At 42.6% G+C, this 27,000-nt stretch carries 24 protein-coding genes, 1 tRNA gene, 3 rRNA genes and 1 pseudogene; 6 read left to right on the top strand and 23 right to left on the bottom strand.

Translation table 11 applies throughout. The annotated features are described in order from the left end of the window. From EQM06_RS03630 to EQM06_RS03615, 4 genes are all read right to left on the bottom strand, one after another. The gene (locus EQM06_RS03630) at positions 1-666 is read right to left on the bottom strand and encodes a ribonuclease HII (RefSeq protein WP_128745044.1); all 666 of its coding nucleotides are present in this window, start codon (positions 664-666) and stop codon (positions 1-3) included. Then, positions 663-1,508 carry a ribosome biogenesis GTPase YlqF gene (gene ylqF / locus EQM06_RS03625; protein WP_128745043.1) on the bottom strand — a complete coding sequence of 282 codons (846 nt, stop codon included), beginning with the start codon at positions 1,506-1,508 and terminating at the stop codon, positions 663-665. Before ylqF ends, EQM06_RS03630 begins: the two co-directional genes overlap by 4 nt. A gap of 111 nt (positions 1,509-1,619) precedes the next feature. Beyond that, complete coding sequence (rplS, locus tag EQM06_RS03620) at positions 1,620-1,964, bottom strand: 50S ribosomal protein L19 (protein WP_128745042.1); 345 nt, start codon at positions 1,962-1,964, stop codon at positions 1,620-1,622. Positions 1,965-2,124: 160 nt separating this feature from the next. After that, entirely contained in the window at positions 2,125-3,021 is an 897-nt protein-coding gene (locus EQM06_RS03615; RefSeq protein ID WP_128745041.1) for a site-specific tyrosine recombinase, read from the bottom strand. Positions 3,022-3,169: 148 nt separating this feature from the next. On the opposite strand from EQM06_RS03615, the gene EQM06_RS03610 reads away from it, so the two are divergent. Continuing rightward, positions 3,170-3,796, top strand: coding sequence for a stage II sporulation protein M (locus tag EQM06_RS03610; protein ID WP_128745040.1), 627 nt, complete (start codon positions 3,170-3,172; stop codon positions 3,794-3,796). Here the strand turns inward: EQM06_RS03610 and EQM06_RS03605 are convergent. The 6 genes from EQM06_RS03605 to EQM06_RS03580 all read right to left on the bottom strand — a co-directional run bounded on the left by EQM06_RS03605 (position 3,793) and on the right by EQM06_RS03580 (position 9,011). Next, complete coding sequence (locus EQM06_RS03605) at positions 3,793-4,335, bottom strand: NUDIX domain-containing protein (protein WP_128745039.1); 543 nt, start codon at positions 4,333-4,335, stop codon at positions 3,793-3,795. The genes EQM06_RS03610 and EQM06_RS03605 overlap by 4 nt on opposite strands. Positions 4,336-4,348: 13 nt before the next feature. After that, a complete protein-coding gene (gene proC, locus EQM06_RS03600; protein WP_128745038.1) occupies positions 4,349-5,149 on the bottom strand; it encodes a pyrroline-5-carboxylate reductase in 801 nt (266 codons plus the stop codon). Position 5,150: 1 nt separating this feature from the next. After that, on the bottom strand, positions 5,151-5,954 hold the full coding sequence (gene proB / locus EQM06_RS03595; RefSeq protein ID WP_128745037.1) for a glutamate 5-kinase: 804 nt from the start codon (positions 5,952-5,954) through the stop codon (positions 5,151-5,153). Positions 5,955-6,169: 215 nt separating this feature from the next. Further along, entirely contained in the window at positions 6,170-7,762 is a 1,593-nt protein-coding gene (locus tag EQM06_RS03590; RefSeq protein ID WP_128745036.1) for an ABC-F family ATP-binding cassette domain-containing protein, read from the bottom strand. 191 nt (positions 7,763-7,953) lie between these two features. Further along, a complete protein-coding gene (locus EQM06_RS03585) occupies positions 7,954-8,472 on the bottom strand; it encodes a spore coat protein (protein ID WP_128745035.1) in 519 nt (172 codons plus the stop codon). Between the two features lie 278 nt (positions 8,473-8,750). Continuing rightward, the gene (locus EQM06_RS03580; RefSeq protein WP_128745034.1) at positions 8,751-9,011 is read right to left on the bottom strand and encodes a stage V sporulation protein S; all 261 of its coding nucleotides are present in this window, start codon (positions 9,009-9,011) and stop codon (positions 8,751-8,753) included. Between the two features lie 414 nt (positions 9,012-9,425). Between EQM06_RS03580 and EQM06_RS03575 the strand changes: the two genes are divergently transcribed. The 5 genes from EQM06_RS03575 to EQM06_RS03560 are packed head-to-tail and all read left to right on the top strand — an operon-like array spanning position 9,426 to position 13,622. Beyond that, positions 9,426-10,442, top strand: a complete 1,017-nt coding sequence (locus EQM06_RS03575; RefSeq protein ID WP_164914331.1) for a ribonuclease H-like domain-containing protein — start codon at positions 9,426-9,428, stop codon at positions 10,440-10,442. Next, entirely contained in the window at positions 10,439-11,386 is a 948-nt protein-coding gene (locus tag EQM06_RS03570) for a metallophosphoesterase (RefSeq protein ID WP_128745032.1), read from the top strand. Before EQM06_RS03575 ends, EQM06_RS03570 begins: the two co-directional genes overlap by 4 nt. A 5-nt stretch (positions 11,387-11,391) precedes the next feature. Beyond that, complete coding sequence (locus EQM06_RS03565; protein ID WP_128745031.1) at positions 11,392-12,672, top strand: glutamate-5-semialdehyde dehydrogenase; 1,281 nt, start codon at positions 11,392-11,394, stop codon at positions 12,670-12,672. Between the two features lie 55 nt (positions 12,673-12,727). Beyond that, the gene (locus EQM06_RS12855) at positions 12,728-12,865 is read left to right on the top strand and encodes a hypothetical protein (RefSeq protein ID WP_164914330.1); all 138 of its coding nucleotides are present in this window, start codon (positions 12,728-12,730) and stop codon (positions 12,863-12,865) included. 31 nt (positions 12,866-12,896) lie between these two features. Continuing rightward, entirely contained in the window at positions 12,897-13,622 is a 726-nt protein-coding gene (locus EQM06_RS03560) for a nitroreductase family protein (RefSeq protein ID WP_205666586.1), read from the top strand. A gap of 134 nt (positions 13,623-13,756) precedes the next feature. On the opposite strand, the gene EQM06_RS03555 is transcribed toward EQM06_RS03560, so the two are convergent. From EQM06_RS03555 to EQM06_RS03495, 13 genes and pseudogenes are all read right to left on the bottom strand, one after another. After that, positions 13,757-14,284 carry a manganese efflux pump gene (locus EQM06_RS03555; protein ID WP_164914329.1) on the bottom strand — a complete coding sequence of 176 codons (528 nt, stop codon included), beginning with the start codon at positions 14,282-14,284 and terminating at the stop codon, positions 13,757-13,759. Positions 14,285-14,734: 450 nt separating this feature from the next. Continuing rightward, positions 14,735-14,851, bottom strand: a 5S ribosomal RNA gene (gene rrf, locus EQM06_RS03550). Between the two features lie 246 nt (positions 14,852-15,097). Further along, a 23S ribosomal RNA gene (locus tag EQM06_RS03545) occupies positions 15,098-17,992 on the bottom strand. A gap of 6 nt (positions 17,993-17,998) precedes the next feature. Continuing rightward, complete coding sequence (locus EQM06_RS03540; protein WP_128745028.1) at positions 17,999-18,199, bottom strand: hypothetical protein; 201 nt, start codon at positions 18,197-18,199, stop codon at positions 17,999-18,001. A 194-nt stretch (positions 18,200-18,393) separates the two neighbouring features. After that, positions 18,394-18,469, bottom strand: a tRNA-Ala gene (locus EQM06_RS03535). Positions 18,470-18,510: 41 nt separating this feature from the next. Then, a 16S ribosomal RNA gene (locus EQM06_RS03530) occupies positions 18,511-20,028 on the bottom strand. Together the 16S, 23S and 5S rRNA genes with 1 tRNA gene alongside form the textbook arrangement of a ribosomal RNA operon. A 1,051-nt stretch (positions 20,029-21,079) precedes the next feature. Continuing rightward, positions 21,080-21,358, bottom strand: coding sequence for an ethanolamine utilization microcompartment protein EutM (eutM, locus tag EQM06_RS03525; RefSeq protein ID WP_128745027.1), 279 nt, complete (start codon positions 21,356-21,358; stop codon positions 21,080-21,082). Positions 21,359-21,432: 74 nt separating this feature from the next. Then, positions 21,433-22,080 (bottom strand): phosphate propanoyltransferase, encoded by a 648-nt coding sequence (locus EQM06_RS03520; RefSeq protein WP_128745026.1) that lies wholly within the window; start codon positions 22,078-22,080, stop codon positions 21,433-21,435. A 1-nt stretch (position 22,081) separates the two neighbouring features. Further along, positions 22,082-23,686, bottom strand: coding sequence for an acetaldehyde dehydrogenase (acetylating) (locus tag EQM06_RS03515; protein ID WP_128745025.1), 1,605 nt, complete (start codon positions 23,684-23,686; stop codon positions 22,082-22,084). Between the two features lie 439 nt (positions 23,687-24,125). Continuing rightward, positions 24,126-24,377: pseudogene (locus EQM06_RS13390) on the bottom strand (BMC domain-containing protein); the annotation flags it as partial. A gap of 31 nt (positions 24,378-24,408) precedes the next feature. Beyond that, on the bottom strand, positions 24,409-25,071 hold the full coding sequence (locus tag EQM06_RS03505) for a cupin domain-containing protein (protein WP_128745023.1): 663 nt from the start codon (positions 25,069-25,071) through the stop codon (positions 24,409-24,411). 40 nt (positions 25,072-25,111) lie between these two features. Beyond that, entirely contained in the window at positions 25,112-25,660 is a 549-nt protein-coding gene (locus tag EQM06_RS03500) for a BMC domain-containing protein (RefSeq protein WP_128745022.1), read from the bottom strand. A gap of 1 nt (position 25,661) precedes the next feature. Then, positions 25,662-26,990 carry a 4Fe-4S dicluster domain-containing protein gene (locus EQM06_RS03495; protein ID WP_128745021.1) on the bottom strand — a complete coding sequence of 443 codons (1,329 nt, stop codon included), beginning with the start codon at positions 26,988-26,990 and terminating at the stop codon, positions 25,662-25,664. Between the last annotated feature and the right edge of the window lie 10 nt (positions 26,991-27,000).

Below are 27,000 nucleotides of genomic sequence, written 5' to 3'. Positions count from 1 at the left end.
CTATCCCAACACCTTTTTTAAAAAAGTTTTTCTATGTATTTCGCAAATTCCTGCTTTCTCTATGCCGGCATAATGTGCTTTCGTCCCGTATCCTTTATTTTTTTCAAAGGCATAATCGGTATATTTTTCTGCGTATTCCACCATCATCCGATCTCTCGTTACCTTTGCTACAATAGAAGCGGCCGCAATGGAAACGCTGCTGGCATCTCCCTTGATAATTCCGGTTTGGGGAGTATCCATCCCTTTTAAGGTCAGCGCGTCTATCAGAATGTGCTCGATTCCCTTTTCGCCTTGTTTCTTTAGTTTTTCATCTGCCTTCAGGATCGCTTCTGTCATGGCTCTTTTCGTTGCTTCTAATATGTTAATTTCGTCTATGGTATGGTTGTCCACCATGCCTATGGCATAAGCGATTGCTTTTTCCTTAATTTTTTCAAATAATTCATTTCTCTTTTTTTCCGACAGCTTTTTAGAGTCATCCACCCCAAGAATATCAAAGTCCGGCGGAAGGATGACGCAGGCGGTGACCACAGGGCCTGCTAAGGGTCCTCTTCCTACCTCGTCAACACCTGCTATGAAGCAAAGTCCCTGTCGGTACAGCTCCTCTTCATATCTTTTCATTTCTTGAAGCTTTTCTTTCAGTAAAGCTTCCCGTTCTTCCTTTTTCATGCTTCCTCACATTGCTCCAGTGTAATTTTACCTATGATTCCCGATCGGAACTCGTCCAAAACAGTTCTTGCGGTTCGCTCATAGTCTATTCTTTTTCCGGACAGGATGAACCCCCGCTTGGAAGCAATGGCTTCCATGGTGTCAAGAGGCATTTCGCCCAGCTCGATCAGTTTATACCGCTCCATCAGTTCTTCCGGGTAGTTCTCCTGTAACACTCCTATCAATTCCAAAGCCAGTGAAGACAGATCCATCGTCTCATCCCGGATGGATCCGCAGAAGGCCAGATTTAGACCGACCTCCGGATCTTCAAATTTTGGCCATAAAATACCCGGTGTATCTAAAAGCTGCATACCGTTAGACAGGGTCAGCCATTGTTTTCCCCTTGTCACCCCCGGCCTGTCTCCTGTTTTCGCACTCTTTCTGCCCAGAAGCCTGTTTATCAGAGAAGACTTTCCTACATTGGGAACACCTACAATCATCATTCGCAAGGTTCTTTTTCTGGATAATTCCTGATTTCGGGCATCCTGATATTTCGTCAGCAGACTTAAAAGGCTGGATACACCATTTCCGTTCATGCAGTTCATCGGAACCACAAAATGGCCTTCCTCCTTGAACTGCTTAGTCCATCGGTCATTTTCTCTGCTGTCGGCCAAATCCATCTTGTTTAAAATAATTACCCGCTGCTTTCCCCCTACCAAATCGTTGATAATGGGATTCCTGCTGGATACGGGTATCCTCGCATCGATTACCTCTATGACCAGATCCACCATTTTCAGGTTTGCCTGTATTAATTCCCTGGTTTTTTTCATATGACCCGGATACCAGTTTATATTCTCAATCATGCCTTCCCCCCTAACATGTACTATTCCTTTATACGATTTACTTTTTATCTATTATAATACATATGCTTTAAAAAAATAAGGGATCCCGAAAAAGGGACCCCTCGATTTTCACTATACGTGCTTGCTCTTAATTTTAGCAGCCTTACCAGTTCTTTCTCTCATGTAGTTAAGCTTAGCTCTTCTTACATCGCCTCTCTTAACAACTTCAACCTTATCAATCTTCGGTGAGTTTATAGGAAATGTTTTTTCCACACCAACACCGGAAGCAATTCTTCTGACAGTGAACGTTTCACTGATACCTCCGTTCTGCTTTTTTAAAACAAAACCTTCAAATACCTGAACTCTTTCTCTGTTTCCTTCTTTGATCTTGATGTGTACTTTTACCGTATCACCAACATTAAACTGAGGAATATCATTTCTTGTGTATTCCTGTGCAATTGCCTGCATTACATTCATCGTTATTTCCTCCTTCCTTCCCAAGACGTTCATGGCAAACTCTAAAATAAATTCTTTTAGATTTGTTTGTATTTCAACAATTTACAATGTCCAGAGGACCGTCCGTAATAACCTTAACTACTATATCACAATGCACCTTGTATTGCAAGTACTTTTTAACCTATGCTCTAGGGTGCGTTCTGTCATATACATCCTTGATTCGGTTCTTCGTTACCGATAAATAAATTTGGGTAGCCGTTATATCCTCGTGTCCCATCAGTTCCTGCAAGGATTTCAAATCGGCTCCGTTTTGAATCATATGAACCGCAAAGGAGTTTCTAAGGGTCTGCGGTGTGATTTTGCTGTCAATGCCTGCTTTTCCCGCATACTCCTTCAAGATCTTCCAAAGACCTTGTCTCGTCAGCCTTTCACCAAAATAATTTACAAATAAAGGGCCCTTTGAAGGGTCTTCTTCTTTCTTTTTTATAAATTGATCTCTGATTTCAAATATGTACGTTTCCACTGCTGCTCGAGCCGGTCTTCCCATGGGAATGATTCTGGCTTTTCCGTGCTCTCCGTTGCAGGTGATGAAGCCCAGTCTTAGATTGATGTCTTCCACCTTTGCTTCTATGACTTCACTGACCCGGATGCCGGTAGCATACATTAATTCCAGAATCGCTTTATCCCGCTGCCCTTTTATGGATTCATCCGGCAGGGAAAGCAGCTTGTCCACCTCTTCAATCGTCAGGTATTCCAGTTCCTTTCGCTCTATTTTAGGAGACTTTATGTTCACCACGGGATTTTCTTTGACATACCCTTTAGCCAGCATAAAGTTATAAAAGGCTCGTAAGGAAGCTACTTTTCTGTTTACAGTAGCGGAAGACTTTCCATCATTTTTTAATTTTAAAACAAATGCTACAACCTCCGTATTTGAGCCATCCTCCAGCGATGCTGCATTTTTTTCTTTTAAAAATCGACTATACTCCGCAATGTCTCTGCAATAGGCCTGCAGAGAGTTTTCAGACATTCTGCGTTCACTGGTCAAATATTTTTTAAACTGCTCCAAATAATCGTTCATATTCTACTCCAATTAATTTACTCTGATTTTATTAGTATACTCTAGGGGGACAAGGTTTACAATAATAATTTATACTAAATTTGTACTATTTTTTATCCGCACAGCATATCCTTTTATCATAACTACCGTTGTTTATGAGGATACGAACATGAGAAAAACACCATTTTCCAATACGATCGAAACGCTTTCTTTTTCAAAGGAATGCACTACTTTACTGTTCTTTGTTTTCATTTTTGGAATTTCTACCGGCGTCTTTTTTGAAGTGATGATGAATACCGATATGAAGTCTGACATGCAATTTTACCTGCAAAATCTGCTTCGTTCCCCTCTGGATGCAGGGGGAGCATCCGGTGATTCATTTGCGTCTTTAATCGATTCCGTTATCACGAACATGCTGGCCATTGTTTTCATTGGTTTGTCCGGCTATACAAGATTTTCTTATCCGGCCGCCTCCGTTATACTGTTTGTAAAGGGGATTTCTTTAGGCTATTGCTGTGCCTTAATACTGGAAACTTTATCGTTGAAGGGAGTCTTTATTATTCTTCTGTCTCTTTTTCCGCAGAATACCCTGTTGATCCCGACCTTCTTCGTATCGGCCAACATTGCCATTACCAAGGCATCCTCCATGAAATACAAAAAAAATAAAGGTATAGTCAGAAGATTCAATGCCTCGGATGCTCCATACCTTTATGCTCATTTGTTTTTATGCATACTGGTTCTCGCCAGCTGCATCATTCAAAGTATCTTTTTACCGGCTGCCGCAAAGTTCATTTAGTGATTTAGCTTGATTTTTGCCCAGGCCTGCATAACGCCTATGGCTGTCTTTCCATCTTCAATTTCACCGTTCACAGCCATTTTAAACAGTTCATCCAAATCGATCTCAAAGATATCCAGTGCTTCATTTTCATCAAACTCCGTTTCTCCGGGGACTAAATCGGTGCAAAGGTAAATATATAAGACCTCTTTAGAATATCCTACCGAAGGATAAAATTTCGTCAAATACTCTATTTTGCCAGCTGTGTATCCGGTTTCTTCCTTTAGCTCCCGAACGGCCGTACTGTAGGGATCTTCTCCCTTTTCAATTTTTCCGGCGGGAATCTCCATAATAACCTTTTCAATAGGTTTTCTAAACTGTCTGACCAGAATGACTTTTCCGTCCTCTTTTATGGCAATCATAGCCACACCGCCGTTATGCTCCACAATTTCCCGGTAAGAGGTGCCCCCATTAATTACCTGCACCTTATCCTTTCGCAGGTTTAAAATGGCACCTTTATAAATCATCTCGCTTGATACTGTTTTTTCCTCAAAAGTCATATTGCTTCACCTCTTATTCGCTCATCCGTTTCGATTTCTCCACAGCCGCCTGAAAGCCGGACTGTACCAACTCTGTAAACCCCTTTTCCTGCAAGGTATTTACAGCTTCAATGGTCGTTCCTCCCGGTGAGCACACATTGATTCTCAACTGAACGGGATCCACACCGGTCTCCAATACCATCTTTGCCGCCCCCAAAACAGACTGCGCAGCAAAGATAACCGCCTGCTCCTTATCCATCCCATTGTGCACAGCTGCTTCCGCCAAAGCATCAATATACATATACGTATAGGCAGGGCTGCTTCCGCTGACTCCGATCACACAATGAATCAGCTGTTCATCTACCTCTTCCGCCCTGCCGATGGATTGAAAGATATCAAAAACCTGTGAGAAGCACTCATCTTCTACATTGGCATTTCTGCTCACGGAAGTCATAGCCTCTTTTACCATTGCAGGCGTATTAGGCATAACCCGTATGATTTTAGCATCCGGTCCTACAAACTCACTGATATTTTCTATGGTAATGCCCGCTGCCATGGAAACCAGCACTTTATTTTTTTCATATTTTTCTGCCACCTGAGGCATGATCTCTGGAAACATATTGGGCTTAACGCCAAGCAGGATCACATCACAGGCTTCCATCAGTTCGGTGATGGTTCTGCATCCGTGAACTTCCAGCTCATGGCAGAGCTTTTCCAGCTTCTCCATATTTCGGCCGCAAACAAACACATCATCCGGCTGAATTTTGCCCGATGACAAATATCCTCTCAGGATAGCTCCCCCCATGTTGCCCGCTCCTATAAATCCAAGTTTCATATTAATCCGCCTTTCCAAAGAAAACAGTCCCGGACTCTTCACCGCTGGCCGCGTCTTTAATAATATTTAATTTCTTACCATTTAAGAGAATCATTGGTATTCCATATTGATTCACCCTTCTGGCAGCTTCAATCTTGCAGGTAATGCCTCCGGTTCCAAAACTGCTCTTTCCTTTTACATCTATGTTTTCCAAAAGTTCACGAATATCATGAATTTCTTCAATTAATCTTGCACTTTTGTGGGATTTCGGATCTTTATCAAAAACACCATCTATATCGCTCAGTATAATCAAGGTATCTGCATTCCAAAGGGCTGCTGTGAGTGCGCTCAAGGTATCATTATCCCCGATTTTTATTTCATCTACGCTTACACTGTCATTTTCGTTGATGATCGGCACCACGCCTTCATCAATCAAGGTAAACAACGCATTCCTGATGTTCAAATTTCTTGTATGCTCTTCAAAATCTTCCTTTGTCAGCAAAATCTGTCCCACGTGCAGTCCATAATCACTAAAATACTCCTTATAGGCCATCATCAGCTCCACCTGACCAATCGCACACAGGGCCTGCTTATAATTAATATCTCCTCTTCTGCTCCATTTATTAATGGCACCAACTCCGCAAATGCCTGCACCTGAAGACACGATCACAACCTGCTTGCCCTGCTCGATCAACCCATTTACCTGTTCCACAATATTATGTAATGCGGTTTTATTCACATTTCCGTGGTCATCGGATAAAACATTGCTTCCCAGCTTAATCACAATTTTTTTACTATTATTAATTACGTCACTTATCGCACTCATATTTACTCCCATTCTGTCGAGGCTTCGAAACACTTCCCAATATTAAAACCGGACGACCGCCCCAATTCATTAATTTCCGTCTATCATATAGCCTAATATTATACACCCTTTTCCCGGTAATATAAATATATTAACTGAAAAATTTATAAAAACGGAACAGAAAAAACGGGTGAAATTTTTAAAAGAATCTCACCCGCTTTAATAATTTTGCTTGCTTATTTTTCAAACTGCTCAATAAAGTCATCGTACGTGCACAGTCTGTCAAGGATGCTTCCATCCTCCTGTATCTCAATGATTCGATTGGCAATGGTCTGAATAAACTCATGGTCGTGGGAAGCAAACAATAGATTTCCCTTAAAATCGATCAGTCCGTTATTCAAAGCGGTAATCGATTCCAGATCCAGATGGTTGGTCGGCTGATCCAACAGTAAGATATTGGATCCAAACAGCATCATTCTGGAAAGCATGCATCGCACCTTTTCCCCTCCGGACAGTACCTTGACCGGCTTGTAAACATCCTCTCCGGAGAAAAGCATTCTTCCTAAGAATCCTCTCAGGAACGTTTCCGTGGTTTCTGTGGTGAACTGTCCCAGCCATTTAATAATAGTCAGATCGCAATCGTCAAAGAATTCACCGTTTTCTCTGGGGAAATAGGATTGAGAGGTGCTGACTCCCCACTTGAAGCTTCCTTCATCCGGTTCTATTTCTTCCATAAGTATTTTAAACAAGGTCGTATTGGCGATTTCATTTTCCCCTACAAAGGCGACCTTATCTCCCTTATTTAAACGGAAAGAAACATGATCCAGAACCTTTACCCCATCAATGGTCTTGGAAAGGTCTTCTACTGTCAACAATTCTTTACCGGCTTCCCGATCCATTTGAAATCCCACATAGGGATATCGTCTGGAAGAGGACGGCATTTCGTCTACCGTCAGTTTTTCGATCAGCTTTCTTCTGGAAGTAGCCTGTTTGGACTTGGACTTGTTGGCAGAGAACCGCTGAATAAAGCTCTGCAATTCTTTTATCTTGTCCTCGTTCTTCTTGTTCTGATCCTTGATCATTTTCTGAACCATCTGAGAGGATTCATACCAGAACTCATAGTTTCCCACATACATCTTAATCTTTCCATAGTCCACATCCACAATGTTGGTGCACACCGTATTTAAGAAATGTCGGTCATGGGATACGACCAGCATGGTTCCCGGATAGTCCAAAAGGAAATCCTCCAACCAGTTGATTGCTACGATGTCCAACCCATTGGTAGGCTCGTCCAGCAAAATAATTTCAGGTTTCCCAAATAAGGCCTGTGCCAGCAGCACCTTAACCTTTTCTTTTTCCGTCAGCGTACTCATTTCACTATAAAGAAGATCCATGGAAAGCCCCAGACCCTGAATCAGCCTGCCGGCATCCGACTCCGCTTCCCATCCATTCAGTTCCGCAAATTCGCCTTCCAGCTCAGAAGCCTTGATTCCATCTTCATCGGTAAAATCTTCTTTTGCATACAGGGCATCCTTTTCTTTCATAATCTGATAGAGTCTGGGATTTCCCTGAATGATCGTATCCAGTACGTTGAAATCATCAAAAGCAAAGTGATCCTGCTTCAGAACAGACATTCTCATATCTTTTCCTATGGTAACATTTCCCGTAGTAGGTTCTAAATCTCCGGATAAGATCCTAAGAAATGTGGATTTGCCCGCACCATTGGCTCCGATGATACCATAGCAATTTCCCGGAGTAAATTTTAAATCTACTTCTTTAAAAAGTGTCGTACCACTAAAGTTCATACTTACATTTGTAACATTTATCATATTTTAACTGTACCTCCATTTAACTGACAAAATACATAAATTATTCCGCACAATAATTAAGAGCTACGCAACGCAGCTCTTAATTTATTTGGTCTTATATAGACTCTTTCTATTATACTATCTTCGCCTTTAAATTTCAATACAATTATCAATATTTATCTATTTTTCAAGGCTTTTGCGATTTAACAGATTTAACTGTACATACCATTTTGGGACATATAGTCATAAATCTTCTTGCCATGCTCCTGCTCTTCCTTTTGAATATGATTCAACGCATTTCTTACGTTTTCATCCTTAAACTCAAAGATACAGGTATCATACATGGAAGACACATGCTTTTCAGTTCCCAGTGCATCTGAACACAAATATTTATCCTTGGTCTTATCCTGCCCGCCGGACTGGCTCTGACCGGACATTTGCTGGGAGGACTGACTCTGTGCAGACATCTGCTGTGAAATCGGATTCTGGCCGGACATTTGCTGCAAATTTGGTTTCTGGCTTCCGCCCATTCCCATACTTGGTGTATTTCCGTTCAAAATCTGGGTTATCGTATCATAGTGATTCTGCTCAACCCCTTCCAAACTGGAAAATAAATTTTTTAACTCTCCGCAGCTGGCTTCTGAAGAATATTTATTGTATTTATCGATACAAAGCTTCTCCTCAGATTTTAAATCATTTAAAAGGGTTCTTTCCTTTTCCGTTAATACCATAGCTTACGCACCTCTCTTTACAAATCTTTATTGAACTTATTTATTCGTGCGTTATTATTCCTAGATTTGTAAAAATTATTCTTCATAAAAGCGACTTTACTGCTACAATAGGAAACACTATTTCCTATTGTACAAAAATAAAGCCATAAAGTATTGAGCCGACCTCCCAATCGTTAAACTGTTGTTCGAACTGATTGAGGTCACATCCATACTCTATGGCTCCTTTAGAAAATTAAAAAATCCTTTTTCCTATAAGTTCGTTATGAGATATGTATCTTTTAGCGAGGTTCAATAATTAATTTGATGGCAGTCCTTTCTTCCCCATCAATTTGTATATCTGTAAATGCTGGCACACAAACCAAGTCTACTCCTCCCGGTGCTACAAACCCTCTGGCAATTGCAACAGCCTTTATAGCCTGATTTAAAGCTCCAGCCCCTATGGCCTGTATCTCTGCATCTCCCTTTTCTCTCAGCACACCTGCCAGTGCTCCTGCTACAGAATTGGGATTTGACTTTGCTGACACTTTTAAAACTTCCATTACTTGTATCCTCCTAAATAATTATTTGTGTTACCCCTTTCGTTTGGGCTAAGCTATTGTTTATGTTTTAATTATATAGGTAATAAAATCCAATTTATATAGAAAGTGAACGTCAAAATATATTTTTTTATAGTTTTTTGCGACGAACTCTTGCATATTACGACAAATTTATGTATAATAACGTTGTGGTTATCCCCCTGATAACCTCATTAATCTCTAATCCCAATACCCCTTTTGAACAAAATAGACTGCACCCCTGCGGTCTATTTTGTTTTTTGTAAAGAAAATAGAAGCTTGTGTGGTATAATAAATACAGATACCGAAAGCGGCGTTGCCACTCATTGCATCATGCAGCGGCGTTGCTTGCATGGTAAATTAAATTATATATTGCAGGCACTTAGGATGGTGATTACGATGTACATAATGCAGAACGATTATATAGATAATAAATATACGAAATACCAATCACGTCTTTTAGATTTTTATATAGGCAATATCGACAGCAGTAAAATAGGCGTATTAGATATTGAAACAACCGGATTATCCCCACGCACCAGTCAATTTATCCTCGGAGGGCTTCTGATTTATACAGACTCAGGAGCAACATTAAAACAATATTTTGCCGAGAGCCTGGAAGAAGAAAAAGATACACTGATTGCCTTCCTGGATGATATAAAAAACTTAGATATTGTTATTACCTATAATGGCAAACATTTCGATCTGAATTTTTTGAAGATACGAATGCAGAGATTAAACATATATCCGGATTATCAATTTCCCTATAACTTAGACTTATACCTTCTGTTAAACGGGCATTCTTCTTTAAGAAAATTATTGCCGAATCTAAAGCAAAAAACGGTTGAAAACTTTATGGGGCTCTGGTCTGCCAGAACGGATGAAATTTCAGGAGCTGAAAGCGTAGAAATGTACCAGCGTTTTTTAGTGACTCAAAGCGAAGAGCTTCGCCGCTTAATCATGCTTCATAACAGCGACGATGTTCTGCAGCTTTCGCAGCTTCTTCCTGTCTTAGAAAAATCTGATATTCATAAAGCCTTTTTTTCCTTGGGTTTTCCCATAGGAGACTTACATATTTCTAAAATTTCTTTTGAATCCAAAGATATTAAAATTTCCGGGCATCAAAAGAATCCATTGACCTACTGTGCCTATGATCTGGATAATTGTCCCTGCTCCTTAAATTTTAACAGATTTTCTGAAGAATTTTACGTAAATCTGCCCATAATAAGAAAGTCCGGATTAATTATCGCGGATACAAAAGCTTTTGAAAAAGATTTTTCTGACTTGCAAAAATATGATACCTATGACAATGGTTTTGTAGTATTAAAGCAAGGGAATTCTATAAATTATATGGAAACAAATCACTTTATAAAAATACTAATGGAGCGGATTTTGGAGGTAATAATACCAAAATGAAAACAATTTCAAGATTAAACGAAGTTTATAAAAATGCAAAGGAAATCCCTTTCGACGATACATCAAAATTCGTATTTTTTGGTGATACACATCGTGGAGACGACAGTATTGCAGATGAATTTGGAAAAAATAAACATATTTTTTACCATGCATTAAATTATTATTACCAGAACGATTTTACATATGTTGAAGTCGGTGATGGGGATGAGCTTTGGGAAAATTCCAATTTTGAACACATAAGAAACAGTCATTTCTCGGTGTTCAACAAGCTTAAGGAATTTTATGATGCCGGCAGACTGTATATCATTTTCGGCAATCATAATATGAAGATGAAATCCCCGGATTGGGTTGAAAAGAATATGTACAGTGTTTACGACGAATATCTGGGGGAAAAGGTGGATTTATTTCCCGGCTTGAAGGTCTATGAGGCTTTTCGTTTTAAACATAAGAAAACACATCAGGAAATTTTTGTGGTGCATGGCCATCAGGGAGATTTGATCAACGATCAGCTGGCTTTTATTTCCCATTTTATCATTCGGTTCTTCTGGCATTTTATGCACTTAATCGGCGTGCGTTACGCGGCAAGCCCTGCAAAGAGCAGACGTAAAATGCACAAGGTTGAAAAAAACTATACAAAATGGAATGCACAAAATGATACCATTATCATATGCGGGCATACCCATAGACCAAAATTCCCCGATCCCGGAGAATCTTCATATTTTAACGTGGGATGCGGTATGCATCCACGGGGTATCACCTGTCTGGAGTTAATCTACGGGAAACTTATTTTAGTGGCCTGGCGGGTTCACTCTAAAAAAGACGGCACCTTGTTTATTAAGCGCACGGCCTTAAAAGGTCCTGTTCCAATTAAAGCGTATGACAAAACCCCCCCCATAAAGGGCAAAGAAATCAAAAATAAATCAATACAAACAAAACAGGAGTAATAGGTATGATCAATTATAATGAATTGGCCCGCTGTGCCAAAACAGCCAGCTTCAAAATGGCTACGCTGAATGAAGATATAAGAAATAACGCTCTGCAGGCCATAGCTAAAGCATTACAGGACAACCGGGAAGCTATTTTCAGAGAAAATGCCGAAGATATGTCCAAAGCGGAAGCGGAGCATTTAGCTCTCCCCATCATCAATCGATTAAAATTCGACGAGCATAAGCTTCAGGATATTTTGAGCGGCATCGAAAGCCTCTTAACCCTTCCCGACCCACTCTTTAAGAAGCTTCTTGAACGGGAACTGGATGAAGGTCTGACCTTAGTAAAAACCACTTGCCCAATCGGAGTCATAGGCGTTATCTTTGAATCTCGTCCCGATGCTCTGATTCAGATTTCTACTCTATGTATTAAAAGCGGAAACTGTTCCATCTTAAAAGGGGGGAGTGAAGCCGTCCGAACAAACAAAATCTTATTTGAAACGATCAAAGCCGCCGGACTTTCAGCAGGACTTCCTGAGAACTTTATTACACTAGTAGAGACTCGTGCGGGCATCGATGAATTAATCAAGTGCCATGAGTCCATAGATTTATTGATTCCCAGAGGTTCCAATGCCTTTGTCCAATACATAATGGCAAACTCAAAGATTCCGGTGATGGGTCATGCAGATGGCATTTGCCACATTTATGTAGATAAAGCTGCAGATTTTGAAAAGGCTGCCTCCATTATCGCAGATGCAAAAGCTCAGTATGTGGCCGCATGCAATACCGTTGAAACGTTACTGGTACATCAGCAGATCGCTAAAGAGTTTCTGCCTGTGCTGCAAAAAGCTCTGAAAGCCAAACAAGTTTTGATAAAGGGCTGTAAGGACACCCAAAAAATTATTGCCTGCGAACCGGCTGATGAAGAAGACTTTAAAACGGAGTATCTTGACTATATAATATCTGTAAAACTGGTAAATACTATTGAAGAAGCTATTGAGCACATCAACAGATACGGTTCTCATCACACGGACTGCATCATAACAGAAGACGCTGCCGCCGCCGAACAGTTCATGAGCTTTGTGGATTCTGCGGGAGTCTATCAGAACTGCTCCACGCGATTTGCCGACGGTTTCAGATATGGCTTCGGAGCGGAAGTCGGTATAAGTACCAGCAAGCTTCACGCACGGGGTCCGGTTGGCTTGGAAGGGCTTGTCACCTATAAATATAAGCTTTTTGGTAATGGTCACATTGTTTCCGATTATGCCGAAGGGAAAAAAAGCTTCCACTTTAAGGATAAATAAGTTAAAATGACTATATTAGCTATATTTAAATAAATTACGGGAATGGAGTAAGATTATGAAAACAATCGCAAAAGTAAATCTGATGTTATCAATTTTAAATGTATGCCTTGGCACTGCTATGATCGTACTGTCTGCTATTACAGCCATAAAATTTTCTAAGAAAAAGAATGATAAAATACAAAATTTAGTATAATTCTCAGTGAACAAAGGATATGAGTGATTTTATGGATTATAAACATGCAATATCAATACGGTACTCTTGTCGAAGCTATTTGCCCGATAAGATTGAAGCTTCTATTGTTGAAAAGCTCCAAGCATCTATTACAGATTATAATCTGTTGTCTGGCTTAAACATTCAGCTGATTTTAAACAATGGCGATGCTTTTAGCGGACTTTCCAAAAGTTATGGTATGTTTTCCGGGGTAAACAATTATATCGCCATGATTGGAAGATCCAATGGTATTCATGAAAAAGAGAAAATCGGATATTACGGTGAAAAACTAGTACTTGAAGCGACTGAATATGGTCTTGGTACCTGCTGGGTCGCCGGTACTTATAATAAAGACGCCTGTGTCTGCAAGCTAGGCTCTCGTGAAGAAATTTACTGTGTCATACCAATCGGATATCCCGCAGTTAAAAAAAGCTTTAAAGATAAACTGATTAATACTGTAGTGAATACAAAAAAGAAGCCCGTAAAGGACTTCTTTGATTCTAAAAATAATATTCCGGATTGGTTTTTAGAAGGTATAAAAGCTGTTCAATCAGCGCCTTCTGCCGTAAATAAACAGCCCGTGAAGTTCTCGTTCACGGATGACACAAATGAAACACTTCCATCTGTTCATGCATGGATTACTTCTAACCGTTACGGAACAGAACAAATAGATCTGGGAATTGCCAAACTCCACTTTGAAATAGGAGCTTCTGATGTAGACTGGGAATGGGAAGATTAACAAAGTCCAGCACATCTGATACAGGCTGAAAAGATATTTTTTGAATCCTTGTGGTGCAGTGTTCAGGCAGCTATATGGGGAAGTTTCCCCGCTTATATATGCTCACCTGAACACCGCATCTTGCAGAGGCTTTTTTATATAAAAATCTCCAAACAACCTAAAAGGAGTATAATCATTCCCGAAGCGGGTTCTGCATATTTTCCTATCAAGCTTGCAATGCGGCCTTTTCCCGCCGTATTCCCCAAATATATAAACATAAAACTAAAAATAAACGAAGTAAAGCAAGTCATTGTTATATTTAGTCCCGTAATACTGGCACCTATACCCAGACCGACATTATTTACGGACAGGGCTAAAGCCAATAGCATAATATCTTTATACGGAAGCTTTTTCTGTTCAGTCGAACTCTCTTCATCCAATATCGCTTTTTTCTCTTTATTCACTTCTTTATTCTTAATATCTGAATCTTTCTCTTTCATATAAAACGCCATAAGGTAGTACAGCCCTATGCCGATAATGACTACCCCGCCCAAAATTCCGGCAAAATGTGCAGGTATAAGGCAGAGCAGACTCTTCCCAAAAAACATGGATGCCAACGTACCCAATAAAATAATTCCGCTCAGAATACTTATTTCAATAAAATTAAAATATACCTTTTTCATTCCGCAAGCGGCTCCTACAATAAAATTATCTATATTGGCTGAAAAGGCAAATAATAAAATAGATATATAATGCATAAGAACTCCTTAAAATAAATTATTAACGTCGCAACACGTTCAATATATTCTAAAGAGCTTGCTTTGTTACCGGCTCATTTCAATTCTTCTTCAAAAAACAAAGAAACACACTGCATGTGCAATGTGCTCTTTGTTAAAACCGGCAACGTCCTACTTTCCCAGGCAGCTGCCCGCCAAGTATCAACACTTCGCACTTCGTGCTCGTTCCTACAGTCGCTTCGCTCCTTACGCTGTCCGTTTTGTCTTGCCAAGCTTCGCTTGGGACAAAAAGGCATCGGCGCCTGCGCCTCGATTCTTGGCACATCTACTTGAAATGAAAACCTTGCTGTACATAAAAAAAGTGACTATCCTTTTGGATAATCACTTTTTTTAAAAAACCGGCAACGTCCTACTTTCCCAGACAGCTGCCCGCCAAGTATCATCGGCGCTAAGGAGCTTAACTTCTGTGTTCGAGATGGGTACAGGTGGTTCCTCCTCGCTATTGTCACCGGATTTAGCTTGTTAATTTTTCATTAGCCTTCGTTCTTGCTCTATCATGCGGTGCTCATGTACCTTTGTACATTCCGCTCCTCTTCCTTCGCACGCCTTGGCTATTAAAAAACTTCCTTCGCTATTCTGTTCGCTTCTAGCTTGTATTCCTACTCGCTATCTGCTTATTCACTTGTTTCCTCTTGAGAGCATACTCTCAAAACTGGATAACATACCTTCCTATCAGTCCTCTTCCCTTGAAACCTTCTCTTGGTCAAGCGCTCGACCTATTAGTATCGGTCAGCTCCATACATTACTGCACTTCCACCTCCGACCTATCTACGTGATCGTCTCTCACGGGTCTTACCATTTCTGGAGGAAATCTCTTCTTGTGGGGGGCTTCGCACTTAGATGCTTTCAGCGCTTATCCCTTCCATACGTGGCTACCCAGCTATGCCTTTGGCAAGACAACTGGTGCACCAGAGGTATGTCCATCCCGGTCCTCTCGTACTAAGGACAGCTCCACTCAAATTTCCAACGCCCACAGCGGATAGGGACCGAACTGTCTCACGACGTTCTGAACCCAGCTCGCGTACCTCTTTAATGGGCGAACAGCCCAACCCTTGGGACCTACTTCAGCCCCAGGATGAGACGAGCCGACATCGAGGTGCCAAACACCGCCGTCGATGTGGACTCTTGGGCGGTATCAGCCTGTTATCCCCAGGGTAGCTTTTATCCGTTGAGCGATGGCCCTTCCACTCGGTACCACCGGATCACTAAGCCCGACTTTCGTCCCTGCTCGACCTGTCTGTCTCGCAGTCAAGCTCCCTTCTGCCTTTACACTCTTCGCGCGATTTCCGACCGCGCTGAGGGAACCTTTGGGCGCCTCCGTTACTCTTTAGGAGGCGACCGCCCCAGTCAAACTGCCCGCCTGACACTGTCCTCATACCGGTTTACGGTACTAAGTTAGAACTTCAACGTTACAAGAGTGGTATCCCAACGGTGGCTCCGCTAATACTGGCGTACTAGCTTCTTTGCCTCCCACCTATCCTGTACATGCAACGCCGAAATCCAATATCAAGCTGCAGTAAAGCTCCATGGGGTCTTTCCGTCCTGCTGCGGGTAACCGGCATCTTTACCGGTACTACAATTTCACCGAGTCTATTGTTGAGACAGTGCCCAGATCGTTACGCCTTTCGTGCGGGTCGGAACTTACCCGACAAGGAATTTCGCTACCTTAGGACCGTTATAGTTACGGCCGCCGTTTACTGGGGCTTAAGTTCTGTGCTTCGGTTGCCCTTACACTTCCCCTTAACCTTCCAGCACCGGGCAGGCGTCAGCCCCTATACTTCAGCTTTCGCTTTCGCAGAGACCTGTGTTTTTGGTAAACAGTCGCCTGGGCCTTTTCACTGCGGCCTGCTTTCGCAGGCACCCCTTCTCCCGAAGTTACGGGGTTATTTTGCCGAGTTCCTTAACAATAGTTCTCTCGCTCACCTTAGGATTCTCTCCTCATCTACCTGTGTCGGTTTGCGGTACGGGCACCTACATTCTCACTAGCGGCTTTTCTTGACAGTGTGAAATCAGTTGCTTCGGTACTTTTATTTCCCTCCCCATCACATCTCAGAATTGATACAGCGGATTTGCCTACTCTATCTCCCTTAATGCTTAGACGCGCTCTACCAACGGCGCGCTCAACTTATCCTTCTGTGTCCCCACTTCGCTCAAACGAATTTCGGTGGTACTGGAATCTCAACCAGTTGTCCATCGCCTACAGCTCTCGCTCTCGGCTTAGGCCCCGACTAACCCTGAGTGGACGAACCTTCCTCAGGAAACCTTAGATTTTCGGTGGACAGGATTCTCACCTGCCTTACGCTACTCATGCCAACATTCTCTCTCGTATACAGTCCACATAGACTTCCATCTCTGCTTCTGCCCGTATACGATGCTCCTCTACCAACATCATTACTGATATTCCAAAGCTTCGGTAGTAAGTTTTAGCCCCGTTTATCTTCGGCGCAGAGCCACTCGACTAGTGAGCTATTACGCACTCTTTAAATGAGTGGCTGCTTCTAAGCCAACATCCTAGCTGTTTATGCAGCTCCACATCCTTTTCCACTTAACTTACATTTTGGGACCTTAGCTGTTGGTCTGGGCTGTTTCCCTTTCGACTATGAAACTTATCTCACATAGTCTGACTCCCAAGTTTAATACTTCGGCATTCGGAGTTTGATAGTTTTCGGTAACCGGTGAAGGCCCCTAGAACATTCAGTGCTCTACCTCCGAGTATCACATTCCTTGAGGCTAGCCCTAAAGCTATTTCGAGGAGAACCAGCTATATCCGGGTTCGATTGGAATTTCACCGCTATCCACACGTCATCCCAGCCTTTTTCAACAGACATGAGTTCGGTCCTCCACGAGATTTTACTCTCGCTTCAACCTGCACATGGATAGGTCACCCGGTTTCGGGTCTACAGCATATAACTAACTCGCCCTTTTAAGACTCGCTTTCGCTTCGGCTCCGGTGCTCCAGCACCTTAACCTCGCTACACACCATAACTCGTTGGCCCGTTCTACAAAAAGTACAAGGTCACTTGCGCTCCCTTTGCTTGTAAGCATAAGGTTTCAGGTTCTCTTTCACTCCCCTCCCGGGGTTCTTTTCACCTTTCCCTCACGGTACTATTCTCTATCGGTCACTAGGTAGTATTTAGGCTTGGGGGGTGGACCCCCCGGCTTCCCACCGGGTTTCACGTGTCCGGTGGTACTCTGGATCCACTCTGCATCTTGTGCATTTCGTCTACGGGACTTTTACCCTCTTCGGTCTGCCTTTCCAAACAGCTTCGACTATACACGCCATACATGATGAGTGTCCTCAACCCCATAGTAAACTATGGTTTGGCCTCTTTCCCTTTCGCTCGCCGCTACTTAGGAAATCGATGTTTCTTTCTCTTCCTCCGGGTACTTAGATGTTTCAGTTCCCCGGGTTACCTTCTCTATGACTATATATTCATCATAGGATACCTACGCATTACCATAGGTGGGTTCCCCCATTCGGACATCTGCGGGTTCACGGATGTTTGCTCCTCACCGCAGCTTTTCGCAGCTTGCCACGTCCTTCGTCGGCTCCTAGTGCCAAGGCATTCACCTTATGCTCTTTATTGCTTGACCAGCATTTTACCTGTTTAGCGTTAAACAGGATTTGTATTTGTTAAGAAACTTCGCTTTAGTAAAAAAGCTTGCATTTCTTCTGGTTTCTCGGTTTGAAGCCCTGCCTGTATCTTGATACAGCGCGCAGGCCTCATACGGAAATTCTCTGGCTTTAGCCAGTTTGAATTTTTCCGTTAAATCGTAGTCATATTTTACACCCGACATCATTCTTCCTTGCCTCTCGGCTCGAAAAGACTCTGTCTTGTTATATAACTGTTTGCTATCTATTCTCATAGATAACCTCGATTTCGTTGTCAATTTGTATGAAGATATTTTCATATCACATACTTTTGATTTCTGATATTTATTGCATATTATCCAGTTTTCAAAGTACATTCCCTGAACCTCTTTCAAAGTTCTGGTGGTGGAGAATAAGAGGATCGAACTCTTGACCCCCTGCGTGCAAGGCAGGTGCTCTCCCAGCTGAGCTAATTCCCCATGTATAAAACTCATAGTGCAAAAGACTTTAGTCTCCTTAGAAAGGAGGTGATCCAGCCGCACCTTCCGATACGGCTACCTTGTTACGACTTCACCCCAGTCATTGGTTTTGCCTTAGGCAGCCTATTTACTAGCCGACTTCGGGCACCCCCAACTTCCATGGTGTGACGGGCGGTGTGTACAAGACCCGGGAACGCATTCACCGCAGCATTCTGATCTGCGATTACTAGCAACTCCAACTTCATGCAGGCGAGTTGCAGCCTGCAATCCGAACTGGGACTGGTTTTCTAAGATTTGCTCCACTTCACAGTCTCGCTTCTCTCTGTTCCAGCCATTGTAGCACGTGTGTAGCCCAGAACATAAGGGGCATGATGATTTGACGTCATCCCCACCTTCCTCCGTGTTATCCACGGCAGTCTCAATAGAGTGCCCATCTTACTGCTGGCAACTATTGACAAGGGTTGCGCTCGTTGCGGGACTTAACCCAACATCTCACGACACGAGCTGACGACAACCATGCACCACCTGTCTCTACTGTCCGAAGAAGGACCCCGTTACGGGCCTGTCAGTAGGATGTCAAGTCCTGGTAAGGTTCTTCGCGTTGCTTCGAATTAAACCACATGCTCCGCTGCTTGTGCGGGTCCCCGTCAATTCCTTTGAGTTTCACACTTGCGTGCGTACTCCCCAGGCGGAGCACTTAATGCGTTAACTGCGGCACCGAAGCCTTGCGGCCCCGACACCTAGTGCTCATCGTTTACGGCGTGGACTACCAGGGTATCTAATCCTGTTTGCTCCCCACGCTTTCGTGCCTCAGTGTCAGTTACAGTCCAGAAAGCCGCCTTCGCCACTGGTGTTCCTCCTAATATCTACGCATTTCACCGCTACACTAGGAATTCCGCTTTCCTCTCCTGCACTCAAGCCAGACAGTTCGCAAGGCTTACAATAGTTAAGCTATTGCCTTTCACCCCACGCTTACCTGGCCACCTACGCACTCTTTACGCCCAATAATTCCGGATAACGCTCGCCCCCTACGTATTACCGCGGCTGCTGGCACGTAGTTAGCCGGGGCTTCCTCAGAAGGTACCGTCATTTCTTTCTTCCCTTCCAACAGAGCTTTACGACCCAAAGGCCTTCTTCGCTCACGCGGCGTTGCTGCATCAGGCTTTCGCCCATTGTGCAATATTCCCCACTGCTGCCTCCCGTAGGAGTTTGGACCGTGTCTCAGTTCCAATGTGGCCGATTACCCTCTCAGGTCGGCTACTGATCGTTGCCTTGGTAGGCCGTTACCCTACCAACTAGCTAATCAGACGCAGGCCCATCTCATGCCGATAAATCTTTGACCAGAAGAACATGTGTTCCTCCAGCGTCATGAGGTCTTAATCCCGGTTTCCCGAGGCTATCCCTCTGCATGAGGCAGGTTGCCTACGCGTTACTCACCCGTCCGCCGCTTTCCATCTACTCGCTCTTCCGAAGATTCGCTTATAGATTTCTCGCTCGACTTGCATGTGTTAGGCACGCCGCCAGCGTTCATCCTGAGCCAGGATCAAACTCTTTATTAAATGGTATCTTACTCGTCTTTCCTCTGCATCTCACCTTTACAGATCGACTTAGAATTGAACGAGATAAAATCGAGTCTCTAACTCAAGCTAAACGCATTTGCGTTTTGCTGATTCTTTAATTTATGCAAAGCATAAATCCTAGAATTATTGTTGTTTTTTAGAATTGTACGTTGACTCATTCAACTTTGAATTCGTCTTACCACTTAAAGCCTTAACCGAATTTACATTCAAATTATAGCTTTAAGTGTGTTGTACTTAGTTTTGAGAACAAATTAATGTTCTCTTGACTAATTCTTTTACACTATGAAGTTTTCAAGGTTCATGCGCTTCTGCGGTTTACACCGTCAGCGCCGTTCCGTAAGGAACTTTTATATCATAATACTATTCCGCAACTTTGTCAACATCTTTTTTCATTTTTTTCTAGTTTATTCAATCATTCGAGTTTTTCAGTTCAAACAAAATATAGATTTGTTTTGTTCTTATTTCAGTTCGAACTACAAGATGTAGTGGGTATCCTTTTTGGAAGGAGTAGCCCTGTCTCACGGGACAGCTTTATTAGGATACCAAACTATCCTCTCTCTGTCAACACTTTTTTTAATTTTATTCCACTTTTTTAATAAGGGGTCCATATCCATACCCATATCAGATAAGGATACCTTTGCACACAGCAGCGGTAAATAAACGCCGCTGTAAAATACAACTATATTCGTCCATTATAAAATCCTGAATTGTTTTCTTGAAACTGAGCCGCTATAATATTAAGATATAAAGGCAAGAAGTTAAGGGGAATGACAAAAGGGGATTCAAGCCGCACGAAACAGCACTTGTTCTTTATGAGGATACCCGAAGAAGCGGGAATCTTTTCGGAGATTTCCTATTTTTATTACGTAGGAAATACCGCTTGCGAGATTGATGGAGTATCATAAAAAGCTACCATTAAAATGCGAGCTAAAAGCGCCTCGCAGAGGTTTTCTTAGTATTGTAAGCCTTAACCATCTATAATGAAAAAGCGATCCTGCGGGATCGCTTTTTCACGTTTACTTTATTTATCTTATTTTGCGTTTGGAAGAATTGTTTCAACCTCAGCATGTGGTCTTGGGATTACATGTACTGAAATTAATTCGCCAACTCTCTGAGCTGCAGCAGCACCGGCATCTGTTGCTGCCTTTACTGCTCCTACATCTCCTCTTACCATAACTGTTACAAGTCCGCCGCCTACGAATTCTTTACCAATAAGAGTTACGTTTGCTGCCTTTACCATAGCATCTGCTGCTTCAATGGAACCTACTAAACCTTTTGTTTCGATCATACCTAATGCATCATATTTCATTTTAAAATCCTCCTAAAATTAATTATAATTTTAATTTATTTTTGTATTTTATTCAATAACTTATTTAACACTTTTTATTTTATGATGGTGATTTTTGCAGATGAACCTAAGCCCATTGCATTTGCTTCTTCTGTATCCAAGTGGCATTCAAGAGCCGAAGTATCGTTTGCTCTGACAGCAACGTTGCTATACATGCCGCCCTTTGGTCCTTCCACCTTTATGCAGACTGTCTGACCGTCCTGTACCCCAAAACGCTGTGCATCTGCCGGTGTCATATGGATATGTCTCTGGGCTACGATTAAGCCTTCTGTGGTCTGTACAGAGCCTCTGGGGCCAATCACAGTAATTCCCGGTGTCCCTGACAGATCACCTGAAAGTCTTGCCTGTGCAGGAGCACCTAATTTAAAGCAGTCACCGGTCAAAACCTCAACCTGAGTCTTGCTTCGAACCGGTCCCAGCACTCTTACTTTTTCAATAGCACCTTTAGGACCACAAATGGTTACGGTTTCCTTGCATGCATATTGTCCCGGCTGTGACAGGTCTTTCATCTTTGTCAGCTGATAACCCTCTCCGAATATTGCATTTAAATCTGCCTGTGAAAGGTGGATGTGTCTGTTTGAAACACCTACTGGAATCTCATTTGAATTGGGCTGATTTTCTGCAGTCACACCGCTTTGTACAGCTTCCAGTAAAAGCTTTAATACAGCTTCACATTTATCCATATTAGTTAGCCCCTTTCATTGCACTTACCAAATGGTTCACTAAGTCCATCAGATCTTCCTGATTTATTTCATGCTCTACAGAATTTCCTGTTGTGCAGCAGCTTTTGTTTAATGCATCGCCCATTGCTGCATACTGAGCCGGACTAAATGCTCCAGGACCGGAGCAGCAACCGCCGCCAACACTGTTTGGAACACTTGTGCAACCGCCTGAAAGTTCAGGATGATTGAAGGTTGGATCATCAGCAGCCAATGTTTCGCAATCCTTTAAGCCATAAGCTACTCTCTTGATGTTTACTAGGTGCATTGGCGTTACATTCTCGGAAGTTGCACTTCCGCCCCAGGTTCCGCAACCTAATGTGAAGGCCGGCATCAACCCGGTGCTCGCACCAGTTCCGCCCATGCTTCCGCCTGTATTTACAAGGATACGTGAAGCTGGTTTTGCTGCAAATTTCATAACCATGTCTCTGTCTTCTGTGTGTAAGCTCATCGTATGTCCAATGCCATTCTGAAGTAATGCGATGCTTAGTTCACAAGCTTCGTGCCAGTCTTTGACCGTGTAGAAAGCAAGTACTGAAGTCAGCTTTTCATAGGATAGAGGATATCCGTCACCAACGCCACCCTGTTCTCCAATCAGAACTCTTGTGCCTGCAGGAATAGAGATTCCTGCTCCCTCTGCGATTACATCAGCAGATCTTCCTACAAATTTAGCATTCATGCTGTGACCATTCTTAAATAACAGCTTGCAAACTTTTGCTGTTTCTTCTGCTGTCATGAAATAGCCGCCCTGCTTCTTAAATTCAGCTACGACTGCGTCGTGGTTGCATTCTTCGCAGATGATGGACTGTTCTGATGCACAGATTGTACCATTATCAAACGTTTTGCTGGCCATAATGTTTCTTACTGCTTTTTCTACATTAGCTGTTCTCTCAATGTACGCTGGAGAATTTCCTGCTCCTACGCCCAATGCTGGTTTTCCTGCACTGTACGCAGCCTTTACCATTCCCGGACCGCCTGTTGCTATGATAATAGCAACTTCTTTTGCGTGCATCAGTTCATCTGTTGCTGCCATGGACGGCATAGAGATGCATCCGATGCAGTTCTCAGGAGCCCCTGCTTCTACTGCGGCCTTGTACATTAATTCCGTAGCTTTCATTGTACACTTTGCAGCGGAAGGATGTGGTGAAAATACAATGGCATTTCTTGCTTTAATAGCAATCATTGCCTTATAGATAGCTGTTGACGTTGGGTTTGTAGATGGTACGATACCCATAACCAGACCCACCGGATCTGCTACCTCAATAATCTTGTTTACTACATCTTCCTGAATCACGCCAATTGTTTTCATGTTTTTGATTGCGTTGTACACGGTAGTGGACGCCATATGGTTCTTATATGTTTTGTCTGCAACTTTACCAAATCCAGTTTCCTCTACGGCCATCTGTGCCAGGCATACTGCATTTTCCTCCGCTACTCGAACCATATTTTGCAGAATCTTGTCAATCTGCTCTTCTGTGTAAGTAGCCAGCTTATCTGTTGCTACTTTTCCAAGTCTTGCAAGATTTCTCACTTCCTGTACGGAACGTAAATCATAATCAAAATTTTCCATTTTGTGATTCCTCCTTTCTTTCTCCCTCAGTACATATTTTTAGTCTTCTGTCTTTCTAGTTTTTCCCGTAATATTTTTTAAATTCCTCTGTCAGAGAAGTCTTATCTGCCTTAGAGATAACTCTTCCTGTGATGCCGAATTCTTTAAATTCACGAGCTAAGTTTCTCAGCTTTGTCACCTTTAATTGATCTAAGGCTTCCAGAGCTTTTTCCATACCGCTTTTCTCTACCAGTTTATCCAAGTCTTCTTTATGGAATTCATTCAAATCAAGCTCTGCACTTTCAGCTTCCGAAACAGGAGTTACTTCTGTCTCCGCCTTTTCCGGTGCTTCTTCTTTATTCTCTATGATTGCTTCCACTTTTTCTTCATGCTCGGATATCTGTTCGTCTGCTATTTCTCTAGATTTTTTTTTTGAAGTTGGATAAATAATTGTTTTTCCAACTTCTTCATGTGGTCTTGGTATTACGTGTACCGATATTAATTCTCCGATTCTCATGGCTGCAGCAGCTCCGGCATCTGTTGCCGCTTTTACTGCTCCTACATCTCCTTCAATGATAATCGTTACAAGTCCGCCTTTTACAAAGACTCTGTCTACCAGCTGTACATTTGCTGCTTTAAGCATTGCATCTGCACTTTCTATTGCAGCGACCAGTCCTTTTGTTTCTATCATTCCAAGCGCCTGCATCTGCATCTAACATACCTCCTTCCGTCTAGATCTCCCTCTAATACGTCGCATAAAATGCTTTCATCTTATTCGGGGAACCAAAGGCTACCTTTGCACCGTTCGGGAAGAATACTGAGTCTCCCGGCTGTGCTGTATATACTTTGCCGTTTGCTGTTACTGTTAATGTTCCTTCTATAATATGATATAGCTCTTCACATGCACATTCCCAGTCAAACTGACAGTTTTCAATGGTTATAAATCCGGCATTCATAGAACAGCCGTCTTCTTTATTGATAATTTCCTGATAAAAGACCTTATCGGATGGGTTTCCTGTATCCAGTACGTCATACTGTACAGTATTACCGCGAACAATTTTCAGTCCGCATGCATCGTGCTCTGCTGTATATGGCTTACCGCTGCAAGCTGTTCCGTCAAGCACTCCCTGCAGCAGGCCCTTATCAGCTAAAGCTTTTAGAACGTTGTAAATCATATCCTTATCGATTTCTCCATCACTGCAAGCCTTAGCCGGTTCAGCAGCCGGAGCCGAAGCCGGAGCCGCACAGCATACCGGAGCTGGTGTTTCTGTAGAAAATGTCATTCCACAAGCTCTTGCCGCATCCTTTGCCGACGGAGTTACCAGTGTGTCTTCATCGATATAGAACACTTTTTGCCCCTGCTTTCCCAGGGTCTCAACATCTTTTGCACAAATCAATCTTTTCATTTGGCTTCACACCCTTTCATATTTTAGAGATCATTCTCTATTAGAACAAAGACGGTATCAGTCTGTCTGATGGGGAAGGTATTACTTCCGCATTCACTAACAGACCTTTCTCTTCTGCAATATTTCTTCCTGCTTCAGCACCTGTTTCTACTGCCGCCACATCGCCGGTAAAGGTAAAGAAGGCCTTTCCTCCCAAACCATTTCCCAAACGCAGTTCCAGCGGCTCCAGTTCTGCTGATTTCAAAATAGCATCTGCTGCAATAACCATGGTGGACATAGAGAAGGATTCCATGATGCCAATAGCCTGTACTCTCTCCGGCATTGTGGATCCGGTAATAGCCGGAAATACCTGAGGATGAACATTCGGTATGATAATAGAGTCTACCCAGTATTCTCCCGCTACCTTCTCGCCTATGTGGACAGAATCTTCTACTGCTGCCACATCGCCATGCACGATTGCTATATATTTTCCAGGACATGTCGTGCTGGCTGTCACAATCTCTACCTCTGAAATCTTTACCATCTGGTCTGCTGCGTAAATACCACGTGCAATACTTGTAAATTCTACCATTCCTATTGCATTCGCCATATTAATCCCTCCTTATTGCAATATAATCATTTCCGCACTCTGTTACGGTTCCGGAAATGCTTGCATGAATGGCAGCTCCCAGACTTTCTTCCGGAATCTTTCCGATCTTCTGCCCTGCCTGTACATGCTCTCCTACAGTTACGACCGGAACTGCCGGTGCACCTACATGCTGTCTTGTTGCTATATGCACCACTTCTGGTTGTAAGGTTATGTCTGTCATCGGTGCCGGCTTGTCAAAATCGTGTAATCCAATTCTTGCGATCAGTCTCTTACTCGGTACTAAACGGTCTGCCCTTGCACTTCTTGGTTCAAATACTTCCTTCGTCCGTTTATATCTCATTCCCTGCTCTGCCTGCAAGTCTCTGTAATAATTATTAGCTGACTTTGGATATAATCCGATCGGACATGCGAACAATTCACACAAGTTACATTGACAACATAGTTGAGCTATCATCTGCTCTTCCAAATTATCTGATTTATACCCTAATGCCCTCATTACCTTATGAGGCTGTGTGGCATGTCCCAGTAAAAACCTTGGGCACATATCCGTACACATTCTGCACTGTTCACAAGTCGCTCGGTTTATTCTCTTCGTCTGCTCTTTTGAAGCACTCTTTCTTCGGATCAGCGGATGACCTTTCTTTAAGATCACAAATCCTTTGTCCTTTTTAGTGATGTATCCGCCTATATCGTTCATAACAGGACCCATCATCGGTCCTCCTGCTATGACTGCATACTCATCGAAGTTTTCGATACCGCTGAGTTTCAGAACATCTATAATCGGTGTTCCTACTTCTACCTTTACAGTCATTCTCTGAGGAATATCTCCCGCCAGAGTGACATATTTTTCGGTTACCGCTTTTCCTTCTGATGCATAGTAAATGTTTAATGCTGTTTCTGAGTTTATTACCACACATCCTACCTGAATCGGAATCCCTACTTCCGGTACGACTCTTCCTGTTAGCTCATATACTAATACTTGTTCATCTCCTGCTGGATAGATATCTGGAAGCACTCCTATTTCCACATATCCGCCCAACTGTAACGCTTTAATTCTGTCTTCCAGAATGGCAATTACTTCTTTATGCTTTCCTTTAATTCCTATTATGGCTTTCTTCGCATTCACTTGTCTACCGGCTGCTTCGAAGCCTTTTATTATCTCATCGGGAAACATCGCCATCAACTGCTGATCCACTCTTAGCAGCGGTTCACACTCAGCTCCGTTAAGAAGTATATATTCTGCTTCTGATGCTAGTTTCGCATGGGTAGGAAATCCTGCCCCTCCCGCACCAATTATGCCGGCTTCTTTTACTTGTTCAAGAAGACTCATTCTTATACCT

Source organism: Aminipila luticellarii, from assembly GCF_004103735.1.
Classification (GTDB): Bacteria; Bacillota; Clostridia; order Peptostreptococcales; family Anaerovoracaceae; genus Aminipila; species Aminipila luticellarii.
Note: the sequence above shows the minus strand (reverse complement) of the source record. Positions and strands in the feature narration are given on the sequence as shown.